The 17,268-nt window shown below is 45.3% G+C and carries 22 protein-coding genes and 1 pseudogene; 14 read left to right on the plus strand and 9 right to left on the minus strand.

Annotation, left to right across the window (positions count from 1 at the left end):
* Positions 1-160: 160 nt before the first annotated feature.
* The gene (locus tag WDY75_RS00360) at positions 161-682 is read left to right on the plus strand and encodes a zinc-binding dehydrogenase (RefSeq protein WP_231887965.1); all 522 of its coding nucleotides are present in this window, start codon (positions 161-163) and stop codon (positions 680-682) included.
* A gap of 537 nt (positions 683-1,219) precedes the next feature.
* Here the strand turns inward: WDY75_RS00360 and WDY75_RS00365 are convergent.
* Positions 1,220-2,530, minus strand: coding sequence for an amidohydrolase family protein (locus tag WDY75_RS00365; RefSeq protein ID WP_063478183.1), 1,311 nt, complete (start codon positions 2,528-2,530; stop codon positions 1,220-1,222).
* A gap of 159 nt (positions 2,531-2,689) precedes the next feature.
* On the opposite strand from WDY75_RS00365, the gene WDY75_RS00370 reads away from it, so the two are divergent.
* Together WDY75_RS00370 and WDY75_RS00375 are read left to right on the plus strand one after the other, a co-directional pair.
* Positions 2,690-3,118 (plus strand): MarR family winged helix-turn-helix transcriptional regulator, encoded by a 429-nt coding sequence (locus WDY75_RS00370; protein WP_006207256.1) that lies wholly within the window; start codon positions 2,690-2,692, stop codon positions 3,116-3,118.
* A 391-nt stretch (positions 3,119-3,509) separates the two neighbouring features.
* Positions 3,510-3,893: a hypothetical protein gene (locus WDY75_RS00375; RefSeq protein WP_036640448.1), complete on the plus strand. Its 384-nt coding sequence runs from the start codon at positions 3,510-3,512 to the stop codon at positions 3,891-3,893.
* A 200-nt stretch (positions 3,894-4,093) separates the two neighbouring features.
* Here WDY75_RS00375 and WDY75_RS00380 read toward each other — a convergent pair whose 3' ends face one another.
* From WDY75_RS00380 to WDY75_RS00390, 3 genes and pseudogenes are all read right to left on the minus strand, one after another.
* Positions 4,094-4,798: a LysR family transcriptional regulator gene (locus WDY75_RS00380; RefSeq protein WP_082834277.1), complete on the minus strand. Its 705-nt coding sequence runs from the start codon at positions 4,796-4,798 to the stop codon at positions 4,094-4,096.
* Between the two features lie 45 nt (positions 4,799-4,843).
* Positions 4,844-5,001 (minus strand): annotated as a pseudogene (locus WDY75_RS00385) (MFS transporter); the annotation flags it as partial.
* Positions 5,002-5,013: 12 nt separating this feature from the next.
* On the minus strand, positions 5,014-5,676 hold the full coding sequence (locus WDY75_RS00390) for a type 1 glutamine amidotransferase domain-containing protein (protein WP_063478182.1): 663 nt from the start codon (positions 5,674-5,676) through the stop codon (positions 5,014-5,016).
* Between the two features lie 585 nt (positions 5,677-6,261).
* On the opposite strand from WDY75_RS00390, the gene WDY75_RS00395 reads away from it, so the two are divergent.
* The 9 genes from WDY75_RS00395 to WDY75_RS00435 all read left to right on the plus strand — a co-directional run bounded on the left by WDY75_RS00395 (position 6,262) and on the right by WDY75_RS00435 (position 10,977).
* Complete coding sequence (locus WDY75_RS00395; protein WP_006207251.1) at positions 6,262-6,486, plus strand: hypothetical protein; 225 nt, start codon at positions 6,262-6,264, stop codon at positions 6,484-6,486.
* A 95-nt stretch (positions 6,487-6,581) separates the two neighbouring features.
* Positions 6,582-6,872 (plus strand): hypothetical protein, encoded by a 291-nt coding sequence (locus WDY75_RS00400; protein WP_006207250.1) that lies wholly within the window; start codon positions 6,582-6,584, stop codon positions 6,870-6,872.
* Entirely contained in the window at positions 6,872-7,159 is a 288-nt protein-coding gene (locus WDY75_RS00405) for a hypothetical protein (protein ID WP_006207249.1), read from the plus strand. The genes WDY75_RS00400 and WDY75_RS00405 overlap by 1 nt, the downstream gene beginning before the upstream one ends.
* A 26-nt stretch (positions 7,160-7,185) precedes the next feature.
* On the plus strand, positions 7,186-7,656 hold the full coding sequence (locus WDY75_RS00410; RefSeq protein ID WP_063478181.1) for an Hsp20/alpha crystallin family protein: 471 nt from the start codon (positions 7,186-7,188) through the stop codon (positions 7,654-7,656).
* A 277-nt stretch (positions 7,657-7,933) separates the two neighbouring features.
* Positions 7,934-8,194, plus strand: coding sequence for a hypothetical protein (locus WDY75_RS00415; RefSeq protein WP_231887964.1), 261 nt, complete (start codon positions 7,934-7,936; stop codon positions 8,192-8,194).
* Between the two features lie 363 nt (positions 8,195-8,557).
* A complete protein-coding gene (locus tag WDY75_RS00420; RefSeq protein ID WP_006207245.1) occupies positions 8,558-8,998 on the plus strand; it encodes an Hsp20/alpha crystallin family protein in 441 nt (146 codons plus the stop codon).
* A 140-nt stretch (positions 8,999-9,138) separates the two neighbouring features.
* Positions 9,139-9,675, plus strand: coding sequence for a hypothetical protein (locus tag WDY75_RS00425; protein ID WP_063478179.1), 537 nt, complete (start codon positions 9,139-9,141; stop codon positions 9,673-9,675).
* Positions 9,676-9,711: 36 nt separating this feature from the next.
* Positions 9,712-9,972 (plus strand): hypothetical protein, encoded by a 261-nt coding sequence (locus WDY75_RS00430; RefSeq protein ID WP_231887963.1) that lies wholly within the window; start codon positions 9,712-9,714, stop codon positions 9,970-9,972.
* A gap of 789 nt (positions 9,973-10,761) precedes the next feature.
* The gene (locus tag WDY75_RS00435) at positions 10,762-10,977 is read left to right on the plus strand and encodes a hypothetical protein (protein ID WP_063478177.1); all 216 of its coding nucleotides are present in this window, start codon (positions 10,762-10,764) and stop codon (positions 10,975-10,977) included.
* A gap of 9 nt (positions 10,978-10,986) precedes the next feature.
* Here WDY75_RS00435 and WDY75_RS00440 read toward each other — a convergent pair whose 3' ends face one another.
* From WDY75_RS00440 to WDY75_RS00450, 3 genes are all read right to left on the minus strand, one after another.
* Positions 10,987-11,145 carry a hypothetical protein gene (locus tag WDY75_RS00440; RefSeq protein ID WP_156515035.1) on the minus strand — a complete coding sequence of 53 codons (159 nt, stop codon included), beginning with the start codon at positions 11,143-11,145 and terminating at the stop codon, positions 10,987-10,989.
* A gap of 44 nt (positions 11,146-11,189) precedes the next feature.
* On the minus strand, positions 11,190-11,339 hold the full coding sequence (locus WDY75_RS00445; RefSeq protein ID WP_231887962.1) for a hypothetical protein: 150 nt from the start codon (positions 11,337-11,339) through the stop codon (positions 11,190-11,192).
* 101 nt (positions 11,340-11,440) lie between these two features.
* The gene (locus WDY75_RS00450) at positions 11,441-12,079 is read right to left on the minus strand and encodes a hypothetical protein (protein ID WP_231887961.1); all 639 of its coding nucleotides are present in this window, start codon (positions 12,077-12,079) and stop codon (positions 11,441-11,443) included.
* Positions 12,080-12,441: 362 nt separating this feature from the next.
* Here WDY75_RS00450 and WDY75_RS00455 point away from each other — a divergent pair, with 362 nt between their 5' ends.
* Positions 12,442-12,837: an S-layer homology domain-containing protein gene (locus WDY75_RS00455; RefSeq protein ID WP_160163966.1), complete on the plus strand. Its 396-nt coding sequence runs from the start codon at positions 12,442-12,444 to the stop codon at positions 12,835-12,837.
* A gap of 204 nt (positions 12,838-13,041) precedes the next feature.
* Entirely contained in the window at positions 13,042-14,412 is a 1,371-nt protein-coding gene (locus tag WDY75_RS00460) for a hypothetical protein (RefSeq protein WP_063478176.1), read from the plus strand.
* Between the two features lie 224 nt (positions 14,413-14,636).
* Here WDY75_RS00460 and WDY75_RS00465 read toward each other — a convergent pair whose 3' ends face one another.
* Both WDY75_RS00465 and WDY75_RS00470 read right to left on the minus strand, forming a co-directional pair.
* On the minus strand, positions 14,637-16,085 hold the full coding sequence (locus WDY75_RS00465; protein WP_063478175.1) for an aldehyde dehydrogenase family protein: 1,449 nt from the start codon (positions 16,083-16,085) through the stop codon (positions 14,637-14,639).
* A gap of 18 nt (positions 16,086-16,103) precedes the next feature.
* Positions 16,104-17,213 (minus strand): NAD(P)-dependent alcohol dehydrogenase, encoded by a 1,110-nt coding sequence (locus WDY75_RS00470; protein WP_063478174.1) that lies wholly within the window; start codon positions 17,211-17,213, stop codon positions 16,104-16,106.
* Between the last annotated feature and the right edge of the window lie 55 nt (positions 17,214-17,268).

Genomic DNA, 17,268 nt, shown 5'->3' on the forward strand with positions numbered 1-17,268 from the left:
GAAATTGCACATCAGTGACGATGTTGTAATCGTTAAAGCTTTGAATCTCATAATTACTCTTTTGTAAGGTGTGGTTAAATGGCCTTGGAAAACACAAAGTTTAAATACTTGGAGACTTTTTAAAATCCCGCCGTGAACGGATTAAGCCGGATCGTATGGTTTGGGCGGCTTTTTGGGACAAGTTGCAAAGCGTTTGGGAGCCGGCAAAGTATTGGGGACCGTTGGAAACCCAGAGAAAGCCAAGCTTGCCGCTTCCTTCGGATATGACGAATTATTTGTCCGGTCCGAATTTGCTGAGAAGACCCTGAAGTCCACCGGACAGAAAGGCGTTCACGCTGTCTTTGATCCGGTGGGGGGAAGCATGCGCAAACAAAGCTTAGAGGTGCTTTGCCCGCTCGGCCAGTTGGTTGTTGTCGGAAACGCCAGCGGTGAAGAGGATGTCTCGCATTCCTTTAACCAAATATGGTTTTCCAACAAACAGTCCGCTGGTTTTACATTAGGCGGATACGCCGAAAGCAATCCTGCAGAAACCGGGAAAGCGGCGCGGGAAGCGTTAAGCATGCTGGCAAGAAAAGAAATCCATGCTGAGATTCACGGCGTGTATCCTTTGGAAAAAGCGGCAGAAGCTCTTACACTTTTAGAGCAGAAAAACACTGTCGGCAAACTGGTTTTGAAAGTATAAGCTCGAAGCAAAACGAGAGAGCTTCACTGTGAGCCTCTTTCCTAAAATACAGTTATTGAAGTAACGAAGACGATAGTTGAATAAAGCGAGATCTAAGAAAGGGCCATCCCGCGAAGGATGGCCCTATAACTTGCCGTTATAAACAACGCGGAGAACCGTATCATAAATAGTGGTAAAGTGGAGGGTAGAAATTGAATATTGATGCCCAGACATTAATCAAGATGAGAGAGCCTCACACCCAGAAGCTGAACAAAAGCGATCTGCAGGGGCATTTGGGTTCCATAAATATATAGATTCGTGAGTATGTGCCCTGCCGCATTACCGGCTAGGAAGATTCGGCATAAAAAGTGTATGATACGGTGCAGCAGCAACAGCGCCGATATCTGAGGACGGTGAGAAGGAGGGAAGAGCAGGAAACACTCTATCATTGATGTGGACCTATAATATAGATACATAAGTAACAGGGCACTCTTCGAAGTAGAGTGCCCTGTTTATAGTGTTTTAGCCAAATATACCATATTACACCGGTAAAAATGATTAACCTAGTTGTTGCACACCTTTGTACCATACGGCTTGGATAGACAAGGTATCCGAGATATTGGTTGTCGGATCACCAGCTACCAATACAAGGTCAGCGAGCGCCCCTACGGCAATTTGGCCCCGATCGTTAAGACCAAAGCGACGGGCCGGTTTTGAGGTAGCGGACCGAAGTGCTTCTATCGGAGTAAACCCGGCCATAACCAGCAATTGCATTTCATGATGAACGCTGGCACCATGCGCGAGGCCTCCGAGATTCTTAACGGGAACGGGGGAGACATCCGTACCGACCAGAATATCCACTCCGGCACGGTGAAGATCCATCACGTTTCTAAAGCTATTCTCCATATGGCCTTGCGGGAAAGTATTGAAGCTAGAGTTCAAAATATCGATCCATTCCGGACTTAATTTGGAATAAACACGCGGATCATTCGCCAATTCCGATGCCGGATTCCCAAGAATGGACGAGTTCAATACCAAACATGGTGTTACGAACGCGCCTGAATCGGCTATGGATTTCACCAATTTGGCCGTGTGTTCGGGCCTGTCGATAAACAAGTGACCCAATCCTTCCACCCCAATATCAATGGCGCTCTGTGAGGAATCAGCAGTCAAGACGTGAGCTATGACGATTTTATCGAACTTATGGGCTTCTTCCACGGCTGCTTTTAGAATCTCATCGCTCAAAACAGGCAGGCCAGGAGCAGCCATGACCGTCCCTTCTTCGATCATGATTTTAATATAATCGGCTCCATTCTCCACTTGGGTATGCACATGTTTGATCGCTTCCTCCACAGTCGTTACTTGGGGCACTTCTTCGTGATCGTGAGCGTAAGCGGCTAGCATAGCTTCCCGGTCTTCTTTCGATAACTTCTCCAATTCCTTTAATATGAAATCAGGGATTTCATCCCCATCCGGAAGCAGTTCATCTGGATGACCGCCTGGAGCGGTGATCGCTGTACCGGCAGAACGGACATCGGCGACGTCATTCACATTTTTCAACTGGATCGCCCGCCCTCTTTTCGTAAAATCGCCGTTCATTTCGAGTTCTGTCGTAACGCCGAATTTTAAGGCATCCCTTAGTCCACCAATGGAAGTGTGAACATGCGCATCAATCAAGCCTGGCAATAATGTCGCGTTTTTCGCATCAATGATGGTTGCGTTTGCCGGAAGATCTCCACCTACCGCAATAATGGTTTCCCCTTTGATGACAACATTTCTTGAATCGATAACCTTTTCCCCGTCGAAAATACGTGCATTTGTAATCGCCGTAACTTTTTCTAAAGGAGAGCTTTGGGCTGCATTCTTCATTTTGTTATTCCTCCTTGGAGTTGTACGTGAATCACTTCGGAGTATAACTGTTAGATAACTAACTGTCAAAAAACTAATATTTATTTGACATGCAAGCTGGATCTCTGTATAGTTTATTTACTTACAGTTAGCTTTCTAACAATTTGAGGAGGTACGATCATGAAGCCTCGCAAGGATACGCCTTATCTGGATTTGTTTCAGATTATTGGCCTTAAGTTAAAGAAAAAAGCAGACGAGAGCATAAAAGAGTTGGGGTTAAACGCTCAACAAGGAAAAATAATTGGTTATATCTACGAGAACCAAGAAACTGAATTAATTCAGAGGGATCTTGCCGATCGGTTTCATCTGCGCGGGGCTAGCATTACAAGTATGCTTCAAGGTCTTGAGCAAAGAGGATTCATCGAGCGAAAAATCCCAGCCAATAATGAACGGCAAAAAAATATTTATGTTTTACCAAAGGCCGTTGAATTGATTGAAGACTTTAATGACTCCTTCCAAAAGGTGGAGGACGAAATCGTTCAAGTCCTTTCCGAAGAGGAGAAGCAAACCTTAAAGGAATTGTTGATCAAAATAAATGAACGCTTATAATGACTGCGAGGGTGATCTAAGCCTGATGTAAATTAGGCAGCCGATTACTTCGGCGGCTTTGTGTGCATCATTCTGAAGGCTTGATCATGGCCCAGAGATTGAGCAAAAAAGTTGGGAGTTAAGCGCCGAAGTGGAATTTTCGCCGATAGACCCGTTAAGCTGAACCGTATCATAAGTGACGGCGAAAAATATACTGTACTGTTCTACTGATCTTCTATCTTTTTGTAATTTATGTTATGTTAGAATCTGGATTTAAAGCCAAGTAGCAGAGGTGATTACTCTGAGTGAAGAGTCTATGTTAATTTTAAAACTTCCATTTTATTGGAGAATGATCGATTCAGTAGTGAGTACTTTACATCAATACCCTAATGTTTAATTAGGAGGGGTAGACATGAGAAGAAAAAAGTTAGTAATCTCGCTGACAATCATATTTGTTATTGCATATGTTTTATTTGGAGTATGGATTGCTAATGACACAAAAGTTGTTTTAGAAAAGGCTATGAGTGGAGCAGCCGATTATCCCGAATATATGAACCAAACGACATATCAAAAAATTAATCCAATCGAACGTGGAGTTGGAAAAGAAAATTTCACGTATGACAAAGAGTTACATCGTATAGGATTTGTTTTTCCCTTGCATTTCTTTTTTGTATCGAAGGTCTATGTAACACAACAGTATGAAAATGATAGTCTCGGATTAAAGGAACCTGTCAATTTAAAGCTAAAACTGAAATCTGGTAGATGGTATGCTACCAACGCACATATTAAACCTTAAAGAACAAAGAACAAGGTCCCATTTAAAGTCGCTAAATTAGCGGCTTTTTTTGTTTTATCGGTACAAGTTGTTGTCCCGAGCCAAGGACAACAACTTGTACCGATTGCCATAAAGGACAAGAACTTGAGGGCTGTCTAAGGTGTACAAGTCCATGCGCTAAACAAAAACTTGCGCCGTTACAGACAGCGCGGTGAACCTTATCACAAGTGACGGCTAAATATTTCGGGGAGAAATTCGGGCCTTCGACGCACGACGTGTGTAGGATGCGTTTGAGGGCGTCTCTGGAAATGCTCGCGCCAAAAGCGGCGGATGATGGGTAAATCCAAATCATAGCTGATCCATGGCTGGGAGCATAACCACGCTTCAAAAGACTCCTTGTCGTCAAATGTTGGTTCAACGTAATCAGGAGGTCCCACCAACGCAAACTCCTCCTGCATGTACGGGATATATTCGATTCCAGGGGCAGTAAGCTTTTGCGACATGATGATGATCTCTACCTTTTCCTCAAGCAGCCAGTCAAGTAGCTTGGGAGCGACACCGAGATAGGCAACGACGCGCATCTGGTAGGTGCCGATATAAGGAGCGATATATTCCCGAAAAAACTCATGTGCAGACCCGATTCGAAGTACGGGCAAAGAAGTGATCGCACTTGTCTTGAGGGTTTGTGTGGTTACTTCCAAAGCCTCGATTAGCGGAACCAACTGTGTATATAGTGCTTTGCCTCTCTCAGTCGGAATCATTTTCCGGGGAGCTCGTGTAAATAAAGGTTCACCCACCTCTGCTTCCAGATAAGCCAAATGCTGGCTCATGGCTGGCTGGGTCATCATCCTTGTTCTGGCGGCTTCCGATACGGAACTATGCTTGTAGATACTAATAAAGCTTCGGTACCATTCAAAGTCCGCCATGTTCGCGTTCCTCTCTTACTTGAGACATTTCTGGTGCTGTGCTCCTCATATCGTAAACAAAATTCCGATGACTGTCACGAGCGAAGCAACCCAAGGTACGGCAGGGAGCCCTCCTGCAAAGCCCGCATCAATGACGGTACCCCGATATAGGCACCAAGTGCATTGCCCAGATTAAAGGCCGCGATGTTCAATGTCGAGGCAAGTCCTCACGTGTATTATTCGCCTAATTTGCTTAATACTGCATTTGTGACAGCGAGCGTAGACTGAGGATTTTGTCCGGTAATCAGATTGCCGTCGACCTCTACATGTGTACTCCAGTTTGGTGCCGCTACCAAAATGGCACCCAGATCACGGATTTTGCTCTCCAAGAGGAACGGCAGGTAAGAGCCCAAGCCTGTCGTTTCTTCTTCTCTGTCGGTGAAAGCATTCACCCGCTTGCCTGCGACCAGCGGCTGTCCATTGGACAAAGTTGCGCCAACGAGACCGGCAGGACCATGGCAAACAGCGGCGACGATTTTTCCTGCTTCGTAAAATTCACGAAGCAATTGCTGGAGCTTTTGGTTGTCCGGCAGATCGAACATCGTGCCATGACCGCCAGGCAGGAATATCCCCTCGAATCCTTCTGCCATCACATTATCCAGCTTTTTGGTATTTTCCAGATGCTTGGAAGCGTCCAGGATTTCTTGCGGTGTTTGGTCGCCCACGCTGCCCGGGTCAATCGGGCCAGCTCCTCCCTTTGGGCTTGCTACGGTGATTTCATAGCCGTTTTCTTGGAAGGCCATATAAGCCTCCGCGAATTCCGATAGCCAGATTCCTGTCTTTTTGCCTTCCTGCATATCTGTATGATTGGTGACAACCATTAAGATTTTTTCCCCCATTTATATTGCCTCCTATACTTTTGAACTCTGCTTACAGGTGTTATTTTGCGGCCGCGTTATCAATAAAACAAATTATGTTTTATGTACATACATATAAATATATTTATACTTTGTGCGTGGTAAGAGCAGTGCCGCCGCGCGGCACACTTAAGCGCATTTTTCGCTGATAGACCCGTTAAGCTGAACCGTACCACAAGTAGGGCGGAAATTTCGCAAGAGGGGACCTTTATCCTTCTCAAGGGTCTACCCAAGCATTACTTTTTGGTTTGGATAACTGGGTTTTCCATCGAAAATCGAAAATACGAGATGGTGTAAATGAAATGACTTCGCCAGTCTCCAACGGGATTTCAGAGATGACTGGAAAAGTGTCCAAACTGTCCAGCAAACGATGCAAAGAGCGAACGAATTAAAAAAACTGATTAATGGTCCTTTTATGATCATACCTTTGAAAACTGGGAATAAAATTAAGAAATAGATGGAAAAAATGTGGGCTTCGTTTTGTCATGACTGATTTCGTCGATTTTAGACCTTTCTTATGAACTGATTATTATTAATTCACAACGATCGTGCGAAAGGATGTGAAGCATGATTAATATTTGGTTTGGTGAAATTCAAATCGGCAAAGTATCAAGCTCATCGGGCGTTTTTTCAGGAAGTAATGAACAGTGGAAGTTTAGGAATACATCCAAGCAAAACCAAGCGTTTGGATCTATTAACGGAGAAGGGTGCTCGATTACCGATATCCTTGTCGTCCTGAATGATGATGATAAGGTGGATTCATCTTCGAGTTCAAAGCCTACTCAAAAGTGATAAACCCCTTTCGTAAAAAACAGCACCCGCGTACAGATGAGCTGATTCATGATATCCGTGGGCGATTGGAAGAGATGGAGTCTCTGTTAAAACGCATGGAGCAACAACTTAGCCAACCGGAATGCCCTCATCCAGGCATTCAGATCGAGACGGTCCACATTCACCAACCTGTTTTGGAGAATCTGGAATTTAGGCTAGATGCTTTGGATATCGACCAGCTCAGCGGATCACTCAACTTGGGCAACAACTTCGGAACTAAGTGGATCCGAAGTCGTAGCACCTCCAAAGCCAAGAGCGGTTCCTCAAGCACTGCTGCCAACTCTGAGCCATCCAAGGAGAAAATTCATCCAACGTCGTCAGGCTATCGTTGGAATAATCGGGGGTGATGACTGTGGCTTCTTTTATGTCACCGCAATTCGTGATCGGGTCGATTCGTATTGGATCCGTGGAAAATGCTTCATGCATCAATATGGGGAATAACCGGCCGGCCGGCTTCGAGAACCATCAGAAATTGACCCAAGGTTTCGGAGCGGTCAGCGGAGATCGGAACCTGGTAGCCGGCATCCGCTCTTTGCTCAACGATTCCGATTTCCTGGATATGCTTCATGTCACGGACGGAGACATTCCCGAATGGCTCAACGGTATCATTTCCAAAAACGAGCACATAAAATAGGGAAGAACTTCATTTGGAGAAGGGTAGTGACTGAAGCGATGGATAAAAAAAAAGCCCCTAATAGCATTTGGCAAGGTTTCCTAGATAATTGGTCTGAGCAGATGCTTTTTGCAAACAAGGAATTGAACGCAAAAGGCATCGAAAATTTCGTTCAAGAAACGATGAAAAATTACATGCCCAAAACTATGCTTCAACAGGCAGGCCTTCATCATTTTGCCGACTCACTCGATTACGAGCTGTTCGAAACGCATCAATCCATCTTCATAAGATGGAGTATACCAGCCGATGTTTCGCTGAAGAACATAAGATTTTACGTCAATAGTCGAATTTTAAAAATCGTACATGGCGATTCTTCCGAGGAGATCGCGCTCCCTCACGATGTGGATCCAGACCAGACATCCTCAAAATATGATCAAGGCGTCTTGGAAATCAGTCTTTCCAAGGTAGGCGATCCAGAGCCGTTTCGGGAGATCTTTGTTCGCGACGGGGGCAAATGACTAAACGTTAATCCGAAAATGATAGGGCATTTGAACCAAATTGGCCATTCCTTCAAGCAGAGGCTGTCTGCCCGAAGGAATATCCGTCTTTGCGATGGGAAGCTCGGCGAGTTGAGTCATGCGGCTTGTCGAATGCGGTAGGATATCCACGATCCGGACATTATAGCGGACGGAAGAATAAGGGGATATATCTACGGTCATACAAAATAACCGAATCATTCATGACACCAAGGAGCCTTAGACGGAATATAAATGTAGAGATAGTCTCCTATTGGGGGTGAGCGGGTTGGCTGTAATCATTACGTTGGCAGCGGGAGCTATCAATGTGAATCAAATGAATAGGGGAAGCGGAATTTCGATAGGAGAGAACTCGCTACCCGGCTGGAGCCAGAATGGGAAAGACAATTACGGCAACGGTCAAAATATTGGGGCTAACGTACAAGTGGGATTCGTGGCTACCGTTGTTGATCCAGATGCAATTGATAACCCTATAGGTGAAATTCAACCTTCCGCTTCGTTACAAAATCAAACGATTTAAGAAAAAGGGAGGCGTGACCCATGGGAGATAAGCCGATTTTAAAACCTTGCATTCGTTGTGGGCGAATACCGGGCGAGGAAGATGAGTATTGCAGCGACTGCGGAGTTCCGATTCTAAACCGTTGTTCGGACGAACCCGGAATATTTGGCAAAGGATGTACTTTTGTGAATCCTCCAACGGCGGTTTATTGCACAAAATGTGGGGAGCCTACCGTTTATCAATTAAATGGTTTGATCCAGCCGAAGTATCCCAATGGAAACAGACCCAAGTCTTCGGATATCAATTAGTTTCTCATATGGGGCCGCCGATGATATAGCTTATGTTTGCCTTCCTTAATCAAGATTCTCGCTTGGAGGGATTAGTATGGAGGAGCGGATAAAGACGAATACACCGAAAGATTTCTACAGCCAGGTGACTGAGGTACTCGGCGATGACTTTTGGAGTGAAATGAGTGAGCTTCTACCTAATTCGGGTCCTCGGATCGACGTCTTTCATACTTCAACAACGGTGGTTGTTTTAGTAGAGCTTCCCGGTTTGGAATCGGTGGAGCAAATAAGACTTCAATTAATCGGGCAGACGCTGGAATTGGAAGGCGACTTGCCTTGTCATTATCCCGTTACCGGTCCTCGGATCACAATAAGTGAGAGGTTCTTTGGCCCGTTCTGTCGGTCGCTGGCTTTGCCGAAGCCTGTGTCCGCTGAAGCAATTTCCGCGAAGTACACCAAAGGTTTGCTGGTCGTGGTGCTGCAAATTATCCAAGATGAAAATCAAACCCCGATCCAAGTCGATTTTGAACGATCCTGATCCAGCTAATGATGTTAATCATGAAGAACCCTGTTTACGAAGTAATTAGACTGGGATAGTTCACGACATTGTTTAAGAGAGAAACGGAAAAGTTTAGAGCATCAGTGTATTCATTACTTCTGATAAAGGAGGTCTAGTCGTTGAACGTATCGGGACAGAAGGCAAGCGTCATATTTCAAAAAATGATCGTTAACCATCTCGAGGATACTTCGGGGATTTTTATTGGGACCAACCAAGCGATTGGGTGGAGTACGATTAAAAAAACAAACCAAGGATTCGGCGAGTTGAGTCATACGGTTTTGTCGAATGCGGTAGGTGTTCTCCATGATGAGGATATTGTAGACTTCACCATTCAGGATTATCATAATATCATCTTAACGGAAGTTCCCAATAACCAGCAGCAATGCGCCATTCATTTCGGCTCCCTCCAGACGAATTCTTTAATCAACTCTTGTGCGATTGACTTGGGCGACAATAAGCAATTGGGATGGAGAACTGCCCGTAAAGATAACTTTGGAGTTGGCAAACCCATTGGAATCAATTCGCTAAAACGGACCATTGGGGTACTTAACGATAACGATGCCGTGGATGCGACGATAATTACAAACCAGCATGACGAAGATATATCTACGGTCATAAAAAATATTCTAATCACTCAGGACACCGAGGAGACTTAGATGGAATGTAATTATAGGGATAGGCTCTTATCGGAGGTGAGTTGGTTGGCTATCAACATATCGTTGGGGGCGGGAGCTATTAGTGTGAATCAATTGAATAAGGGGTGCACGATTGCAGTAGGAGATAATTCTCAGCCCGGTTGGAGCCAGAAAGGGAAACACAATTACGCTAACTGTCAAAATATAGGGATCAACGTACAAACGGAATTCTTCGCTATCGTTTTCGATAAAGATGTGATCGATAACCGGATAAGTGGCATCAAATCTTTCGCTTCGTTGCAAAATCAAATGGCTTAAGAAACATCTTTCTATGACACCTTGGGATCGATTTGATGAGGCTGTAGAATGGTATCAACTGAAAAATGGGATGGAGGCGAAAAGGAACGGTCCTGACGCCAGCAAAAAAGCTTTTCTTTTCATGCTGATATGGGACAGGCTAACCTAAAATCGTAATTACGGCTTTTTTGGACATGGATACTTTTGGCTTGATGTGGCGATGGCGACTATGGCGATACCGGCTGAGAGTAGAGAGCGGTTGTTGGATGTATATTTGGAAACGGCAAATGGACAGTGAGCGAATTGAGTATTCTTGAGGGTTTTGCTGGAGTCATGTTTGGTTACTTCGCTTTCTAGATTAACGGAAACGACAACGAGAGTTGAATCACTGACAATCAGGCCGCCGATGACTTCGGTGGCCTTCTGTCATGTTAAGTAGGCTTGGATCATAGCCCTTGGAGCGAGTAAGATTGGCAACTATGTGTCGCGGGGGATTTTTCACCGGTAGACCCGTTAAGCTGAACCGTATCATAAGTGACGGCGAAAAATGTTGTGACAAGAGGGATGTAGATGCAGCCTTATCTCTTCTTTGCAATGATGGGGGAGGCTTAGAAAGGAAAATGCCCCCGTACCTTTGGCAAGGATTGACGGGAGCATTCCAATCAATTGTTGAAGTAGTGTGACTGTTGGAGGTTGGGGAGCAGTGCTGGCTGGACGGGCCTCCATCCCAGAAGTTCCTGCGTTGCAGTGCTTGATCTTGGGATATCGAGCCCTGCAAGTGAGTAATACACCAATTGACCTAAAAGGAGCTTGACAAACACACCCCAATTACGCGGTATGGCAAACATTAGTTTCTGGGCAGAGGATCTCAAAGCGGCAAAAGAATGGTATACGAAGCTACTGGGGGTGGAGTCGTACTTTCAAGATTGGATTACCGCATCGGTAGTTGATCCCTTTGGAAACATTATCGGTATCATTCATAGTCCGCATTATAAAGAAATTTGGGATTCTTTTCACCAAACATAACCTGAACTTCTAGCTGGTGTCGTTACGCAAACTTACATCAGCTTTTCTGTGAATCCTGCTGCGCTTCGCACCGCACCGTCTTGGTCTGCCAGTTGCTTCTCCAGCATGGCTGGTCTTAACCTTGGGACGATTTTCACGGCGGTTCCCGAAGCGATGTGCTAACCCCATACTCGCTTGACCTCCTCTAATCGCTCTGCATCATGAGCGCTGGATTAACCGTCCGATGGAGTGTACTTCCCAACGTCCAGCTCGAAAGTTGCTTCATTGGACGGGTCCAGCTCTACTTGGATGGTTCCTCGATTGTCGGTCAGCACAAGCATGCGCGAGCCGACGAGAGGAACGCGGTCAGCGCTGGTGCGCATGTGTGCTAATACGACATGAGGGGAACCTTCTGCAATATAAGTTACTTCAACTGTGAACATCGGATAATTGAAGAGCCAGTGGTTATCGAATTTTATGGCGGTCAACGTCCCGCGAATGACGAGCCCTCCATGCGGAGGCGCTCGATGTCTGCTTGCCGCCGCTTCGCGTGGACGATGGAGCCGGGCAACCGCAGGAGTACGATGACGGCCCAGAGGGCGAAGCCAGCTCCAACGATTGCTCCGAGTTCTGGTGGGATTGTTGGCGATGTAACTATGGCCTCAAGGTCGAAGGGACGCGATGGATTGTTTATAAGCGTCCAGAGCAGAAGGACTCCCGCAACAGCAGAGATTCCACCTGCGATTGATAGCATTGAGTACAGGCCGGCGACCCTGATTTGTCCGAATTGATCGTCCGCTCGCGAGTACAGTCCACCGGTCACACCGATCGCGGCGAGCAGCAGTACCACGGCGGCACCCACCGTTACAGGATGACCGAGGAACTTGCTGATCTCCGGTGTCGGCGCAAGGCCGAGCAGGGCGCCGAACGGTACGGAGCTTGCCAGCGCCCATAGTACAGCAGCAGCGAGCAACCATGACAGCAGCGGAGCCACACGTCCGACAGGGCGTCCCGGTTGGAGCGCAGTCATCCGTCCGTTCTTGTCCGTGGTGGAAAACAGCGGCAGGATCTCAATATGGTCTTGCTGCCCGTGCTTTTGCTGACCTTCCACAGTATTCCTCATTGGTATGTCCCTCCCGAGAAAGGTTCTCGTACCTCGAGCTGCGAAGGTAGAATCCCCACGGCGCAGCCGGGCTGATCAACAATAAAATTCAATTTAATATAGTTGAGAAGCTAAAGGTGAATTTTTGTAGGCATCCATAATTTTTCTATATATTACCACATGAATGTTGCCCACTGTAATACCTTCCACATACATTTTTTTACGAGTTAGAAGGTAATCATAGATTTGCAATATGGTGTGAGCAACTAACAGTCTTCGTAGATGTGAGGTTTGCAAGACTTTGATCGCGAAGGTGTATATATCCCGATGGAAAGTTTAAGCCAGATCATGCCGTGACACGCGCGGAATTTGTAGTCATGCTAATGAATGCGCTGAAGATGCAAGAAGCAGGATCGGAGCTGATATTCACAGATAAGGCTGAGATCGGAGCATGGGCACAGAAAGCAGTCTCACAAGCACTACAACTGGGCATTATTAAGGGCTGTGAAGACGGTACCTTCGGTCCGAATCGAAATATAACGCGCGCTGAGATGGCGATGATGATTGCGAAGACACTCAAGTTACCGAACGAAGAGAACGCGATAACTTCTTTCAGAGATGACAAGGAAATTCCTGTCTGGGTTAAAGGTGCAGTGGCAGCTCTAAAGGATAATGGCATTATACAAGGAACGGGTACTAACCAATTCAACCCTCGTGCCGAAACTACGAGAGCAGAGGCAGCAACCATATTATTAAACATGTTAGATGACTTAAAATAAAGAATGAAAGGCATCTAAGAGGATGCCTTTAAATTTAGCTCTATAGATGCTGTGAACCGTATGTGATCCAGTATGACGATGTCAGAGGTGTGTTCCGCATCCATCCTTGGAGGTAAGAGATTATTTTGGTAAAAAAGCGTACCCTCAACTCTTCAACGATACATTGTATAATGTCTGAAAAGGGATCGAAGGAGAGAAGAAGCATTGGGTTTTATCGAAGACTTTAAGCAACATATCCTCCGCAACGTCATGAAGGATATCGAAAAAGAATTTCAAAAAACATGGAGCATCGATTATAAAGGGCATGTGATCGAAATTCATCACGCGCTGAAAGAAGAGCAGCTCATACTGGACGGGCAAATCGTGGACCGCAAGCAGAAGAATCTGATGTTCTATTTGAAGTTGAAGCCGTATTCAACCTTATCCGGCACACTTGATGTAGGCGATGGCGTGAAGCAGAAGGTGAAGGTCAGGTTTGGAGGTCTTATCCGATTCAAATGCGTCGTCAAAGTGGGTCGGGCCGTCGTATGGAAGGAGTCAATCAAATTAGATTTTCTTCCGTGGAATCATAAGGAAATGCTGGTTCCTTTCATTGAGCAGCAAGTTCAGATCCACCACCGCGTGATGGATGATGCTTTGCCTGATGACGAATACGTGTATAGCGACCATCATCCGCGGGTGGCTGCCGGTTATGCCGATCGGCACTTAGATGATGTGCCTACGCCGTTCTTTTCAAGAAAATTGCTTAATAGATTCGCGAAGCAGCTTCATCATCCTACGATCAAGACGCGAAAGGCCACGTACGAGGACATTATATTTGACCGGTTCGCCAGTTACGGAGGGGAGTTCATCGAACGCTTGGAGAAGGCGAATCTGGATGAAGCGCTTATGCAGCAAGAGGCCGTATGGCTGCTCGAGCATGCCGCCCATCGAGAGGTCGTCAAATTCGCCGTCATGGTTCTAGGTCATACGAATTGTGAACCGTTCAAGGAACGTTTGTGCGCGATCGGCATGCATGAGGAATTCACCGAGTACGTTATTTCTGCCTTGCTTCGTGGTACTCGAGAACCCAACCCGCTGATCTGGAAACTTGCTCAGTCCGTTCAGGGATGGGGCAAAATCGAGGCGGTGGTGCAGCTTGAAGCAGCCACGCCTGAAATAAAGCGCTGGTTGCTGACCAAGGGCTGCGAAAGCACCGTTCAACATGGTTATTTGGCCTATACTTGTGCGGTGAAAGGAGAACTTGCCTCCGCCTTGATGCAAGAGACGATCTCCAAAGAGCTGTACGACGGGACTGGTCGGATCATCGAGAAGATATTGCAGGAGGGTGATCCGGACCTGGTCGATTATTTGCTTGAACATGCGATCCTTTATCGTTTTGTCAGCCATGCTGCCGTTCATTGCAACAACGAAGAAGACTATCATGCTCTGATGCAATTAGCCCGATATTTAGCTGACGAAGAGGCATGGGAAGAATCTTTGGAAGATGTATGGAAACAGGAAGAGCGCAGATTGATCCAGCAGAAGCTGCAGCCCTTGATTGATGAATCAAGATGGCAATTGAGTCCAACTTGAAAAACAAATTACTCAAGGTCTTGGGGGACTGCCCCCGTAATGTAGCTACCCCGTAGAAAATGAAGGCAATTAAAATGAGATTAGCAGGTATCCCGACGAGGGCTCGGAGCTGCGCTTCATCCAGTTCCCGCCTCCCAAAATAAAGGAGAACGCCACTACGGCGTTCTCCTTATCGCTTTAGAAGTATAAAACTTTCCCTATTCATTCAAAAGGGACAGTGTTGATTAAAACGGGAATTTTCGTTCTTCTATTTGAATAGAAACCCATTTGGTTTCTGTGAATTCGTCGATCACCCAAGGGTTACCGAAACGGCCCATACCTGAGCCTTTTACACCACCGAATGGTGTATTTTCAATCGCATTGACGGTTTGGTCATTCACGTGGGTCATACCAAACTCCAAATCAGCTGCCAGCTGCTCACCTTTCTCCAAATCCGCTGTAAAGATGGCTGAGCTCAAACCAAATTCTGTGTTGTTGGCAATTTCGATGGCCTCTTCATCTGATGCTGCTTTAATGATGGATACAATCGGTGAGAAATATTCAGTTTGTGCTAAACGACTGTCAGGGAACACATTTCCGAATATGGCAGGTGTCAAAATATTTCCCTCACGTCTGCTATCCAGCAATACTTCTACACCTGTAGTTTTTGCTTCGGCAATAAATCCTTGTACTTTTTCAAGTTGACGTGTGTTAATTATAGGTCCAATTATGGTAGAAGGGTCCAGTGGATCACCTATCGGTAATTGCTTTGCACGTTCAACAAACTTAGCAACAAATTCATCATAGATATCTTGGTGCAGCACAATGCGGTTAATCATCATACAAATTTGACCTTGGTGAAGGAATTTGCCAAAAATCGAAGCATTAATAGCTGCATCAACATTTGCATCTTTTAAGACCACCAGTGGTGCGTTACCACCAAGCTCCAATGCCACTGGCTTTAACAGGCCACCAGCTAGTCTGCCAATATGGCGTCCAACCGGCGTAGAGCCTGTGAAGCTAATAAATTTCGAGTGGGGATGCTCGATCATAGTATCACCGATCTCAGGAATTTCCGTTAAGATGACATTGAAAACGCCAGCTGGAATACCTGCTTCTTCAAAGGCTTTTGCCATAATAGTACCACCCGATAATGCAGTTTGAATGTCGCCTTTGTGCACAACGGCATTTCCTAATGCTAATGCAGGGACAATCGTACGCATCGACAAGAATAACGGGAAATTAAATGGAGAAATGGAAGAAATAACGCCAAGCGGCTTGCGGTACACTTTATTTACTTTGCCAGGCATCGTCATGGGTACTTCACGTCCACCTAAAGAGTCCACATAAGTTAAAGCTTCTTTTAAACAAGCAAGTGTTAAATCAAGCTCTACTTTTGCTTTAATATAAGTTGAACCAGCTTCTACAGCTAGTACTTTAATGATTTCTTCTTCGTGATCCATAAAATATTGTATCGTTTTCTTTAACACTTCCTCACGAAGCGCAGTATTGGCTGCCCATGCTTTGTAGGAAGCATTCCCAGCTTCATAAGCTTCTTCAAGCTGCGCTTTTGTAGCGATTGGAAACGTTGCAAGCACATCATCATTATACGGATTTGTTAATGTATAGCTTGAACCTTGTCCACTTACCCACGCACCATTTATATAGCTTTTCGTTAGTTGTTCAAAGTTCATCGCTTAAGTCCCCCTTTATTATGCTTTGTAGGTTTTATCTAAAATTAGAATAGGTTTAATCGCAGAACCATTTTTCGAATCTTCAAACGCTTCATTAATTTGCTCGAATTCATAAAATTCAACCATTTTATCGATTGGAAATTGACCATTCTTGAAGAATCGTACAAGTTTTGGAATGATTAATTGAGGAACGGCATCGCCTTCGATAACACCTTTTAATGTTAATGCATTCGCTACTACATCATTGAATATATTAATGGTTAGATCACGTTTGCCAACGGCTACAGTTGCAGCGACACCTTTAACCCGAAGGCAGCGTAAGGAGGACAATGTTACTTCTGGCACACCCGTTGTTTCCAGTGAATAATCGGCGCCTTTACTGGTAATTTCTTTGATTTTCGCAACAACATCTTCGTTTTTGCTATTAATGGTATGTGTAGCTCCTAATTCTTTCGCCAGTTCAAGACGGCTGTCATGGATATCTACTGCGATAATAGGGTGACAGCCTGCAATTTTAGCAGCCATCATCCCACTTAGACCAACTGCACCTGTTCCGAAAACGACAAAGCTTGAACCCGGTTCTGGAGTAAGTGAATTGAAAACGGTACCACTTCCAGTCATAATTCCACAGCCAAATGGACCTAGGTAGCGTAAATCTACATCTTTATCCACTTTCACAATATTGTTCTCGCCTACGGTAGCATAGGTTGCAAATGAAGATTGTCCAAAAAATTGTGAAACATCTTGTCCGTCTTCTGTATGAAGAGGGGTTACACCGTGATTATTTTTACCTGCAAAATTTAACGGAATCATATTTTCGCAGCCGCCTGCATTGCCTTCTAAGCAGTTTTCACAGTGCCCACAATAGGAGAACCCTAGAACGACATGGTCGCCTGGCTTTACAGTAGTAATATTACTGCCTACTTGCTCTACAATACCTGAACCTTCGTGTCCTAATACTGCTGGGTACGGTACAGGTAATGTTTGATCCAGAACCGTTGCATCTGTATGACAGATGCCTGATGCCACAATTTTAACAAGAACCTCATCAGCTCTTGGCTCATCCAATACAAGTGTTTGTTTTTCAAAATTGATTTCGCCACTCGTTACCAAAGCTTGTATCTTCATGTTGATCCCCCTTAAAATCTATGATGTAGATCACTTTATAAAATGATATTTATGT

It is taken from the genome of Paenibacillus glucanolyticus (assembly GCF_037333485.1).
Classification (GTDB): Bacteria; Bacillota; Bacilli; order Paenibacillales; family Paenibacillaceae; genus Paenibacillus_AQ; species Paenibacillus_AQ glucanolyticus.

Bases quoted from the DNA above. Each gene is read 5' to 3' on its own strand.
- WDY75_RS00365 (WP_063478183.1), bottom strand. From the start codon at position 2,530: ATGAAGAATGCAGCCCAAAGCTCTCCTTTAGAAAAAGTTACGGCGATT.
- WDY75_RS00370 (WP_006207256.1), top strand. From the start codon at position 2,690: ATGAAGCCTCGCAAGGATACGCCTTATCTGGATTTGTTTCAGATTATT.
- WDY75_RS00375 (WP_036640448.1), top strand. From the start codon at position 3,510: ATGAGAAGAAAAAAGTTAGTAATCTCGCTGACAATCATATTTGTTATT.
- WDY75_RS00380 (WP_082834277.1), bottom strand. From the start codon at position 4,798: ATGGCGGACTTTGAATGGTACCGAAGCTTTATTAGTATCTACAAGCAT.
- WDY75_RS00390 (WP_063478182.1), bottom strand. From the start codon at position 5,676: ATGGGGGAAAAAATCTTAATGGTTGTCACCAATCATACAGATATGCAG.
- WDY75_RS00395 (WP_006207251.1), top strand. From the start codon at position 6,262: ATGATTAATATTTGGTTTGGTGAAATTCAAATCGGCAAAGTATCAAGC.
- WDY75_RS00400 (WP_006207250.1), top strand. From the start codon at position 6,582: ATGGAGCAACAACTTAGCCAACCGGAATGCCCTCATCCAGGCATTCAG.
- WDY75_RS00405 (WP_006207249.1), top strand. From the start codon at position 6,872: ATGACTGTGGCTTCTTTTATGTCACCGCAATTCGTGATCGGGTCGATT.
- WDY75_RS00420 (WP_006207245.1), top strand. From the start codon at position 8,558: ATGGAGGAGCGGATAAAGACGAATACACCGAAAGATTTCTACAGCCAG.
- WDY75_RS00440 (WP_156515035.1), bottom strand. From the start codon at position 11,145: ATGGGGTTAGCACATCGCTTCGGGAACCGCCGTGAAAATCGTCCCAAG.
- WDY75_RS00445 (WP_231887962.1), bottom strand. From the start codon at position 11,339: ATGCGCACCAGCGCTGACCGCGTTCCTCTCGTCGGCTCGCGCATGCTT.
- WDY75_RS00450 (WP_231887961.1), bottom strand. From the start codon at position 12,079: ATGAGGAATACTGTGGAAGGTCAGCAAAAGCACGGGCAGCAAGACCAT.
- WDY75_RS00455 (WP_160163966.1), top strand. From the start codon at position 12,442: ATGAATGCGCTGAAGATGCAAGAAGCAGGATCGGAGCTGATATTCACA.
- WDY75_RS00465 (WP_063478175.1), bottom strand. From the start codon at position 16,085: ATGAACTTTGAACAACTAACGAAAAGCTATATAAATGGTGCGTGGGTA.
- WDY75_RS00470 (WP_063478174.1), bottom strand. From the start codon at position 17,213: ATGAAGATACAAGCTTTGGTAACGAGTGGCGAAATCAATTTTGAAAAA.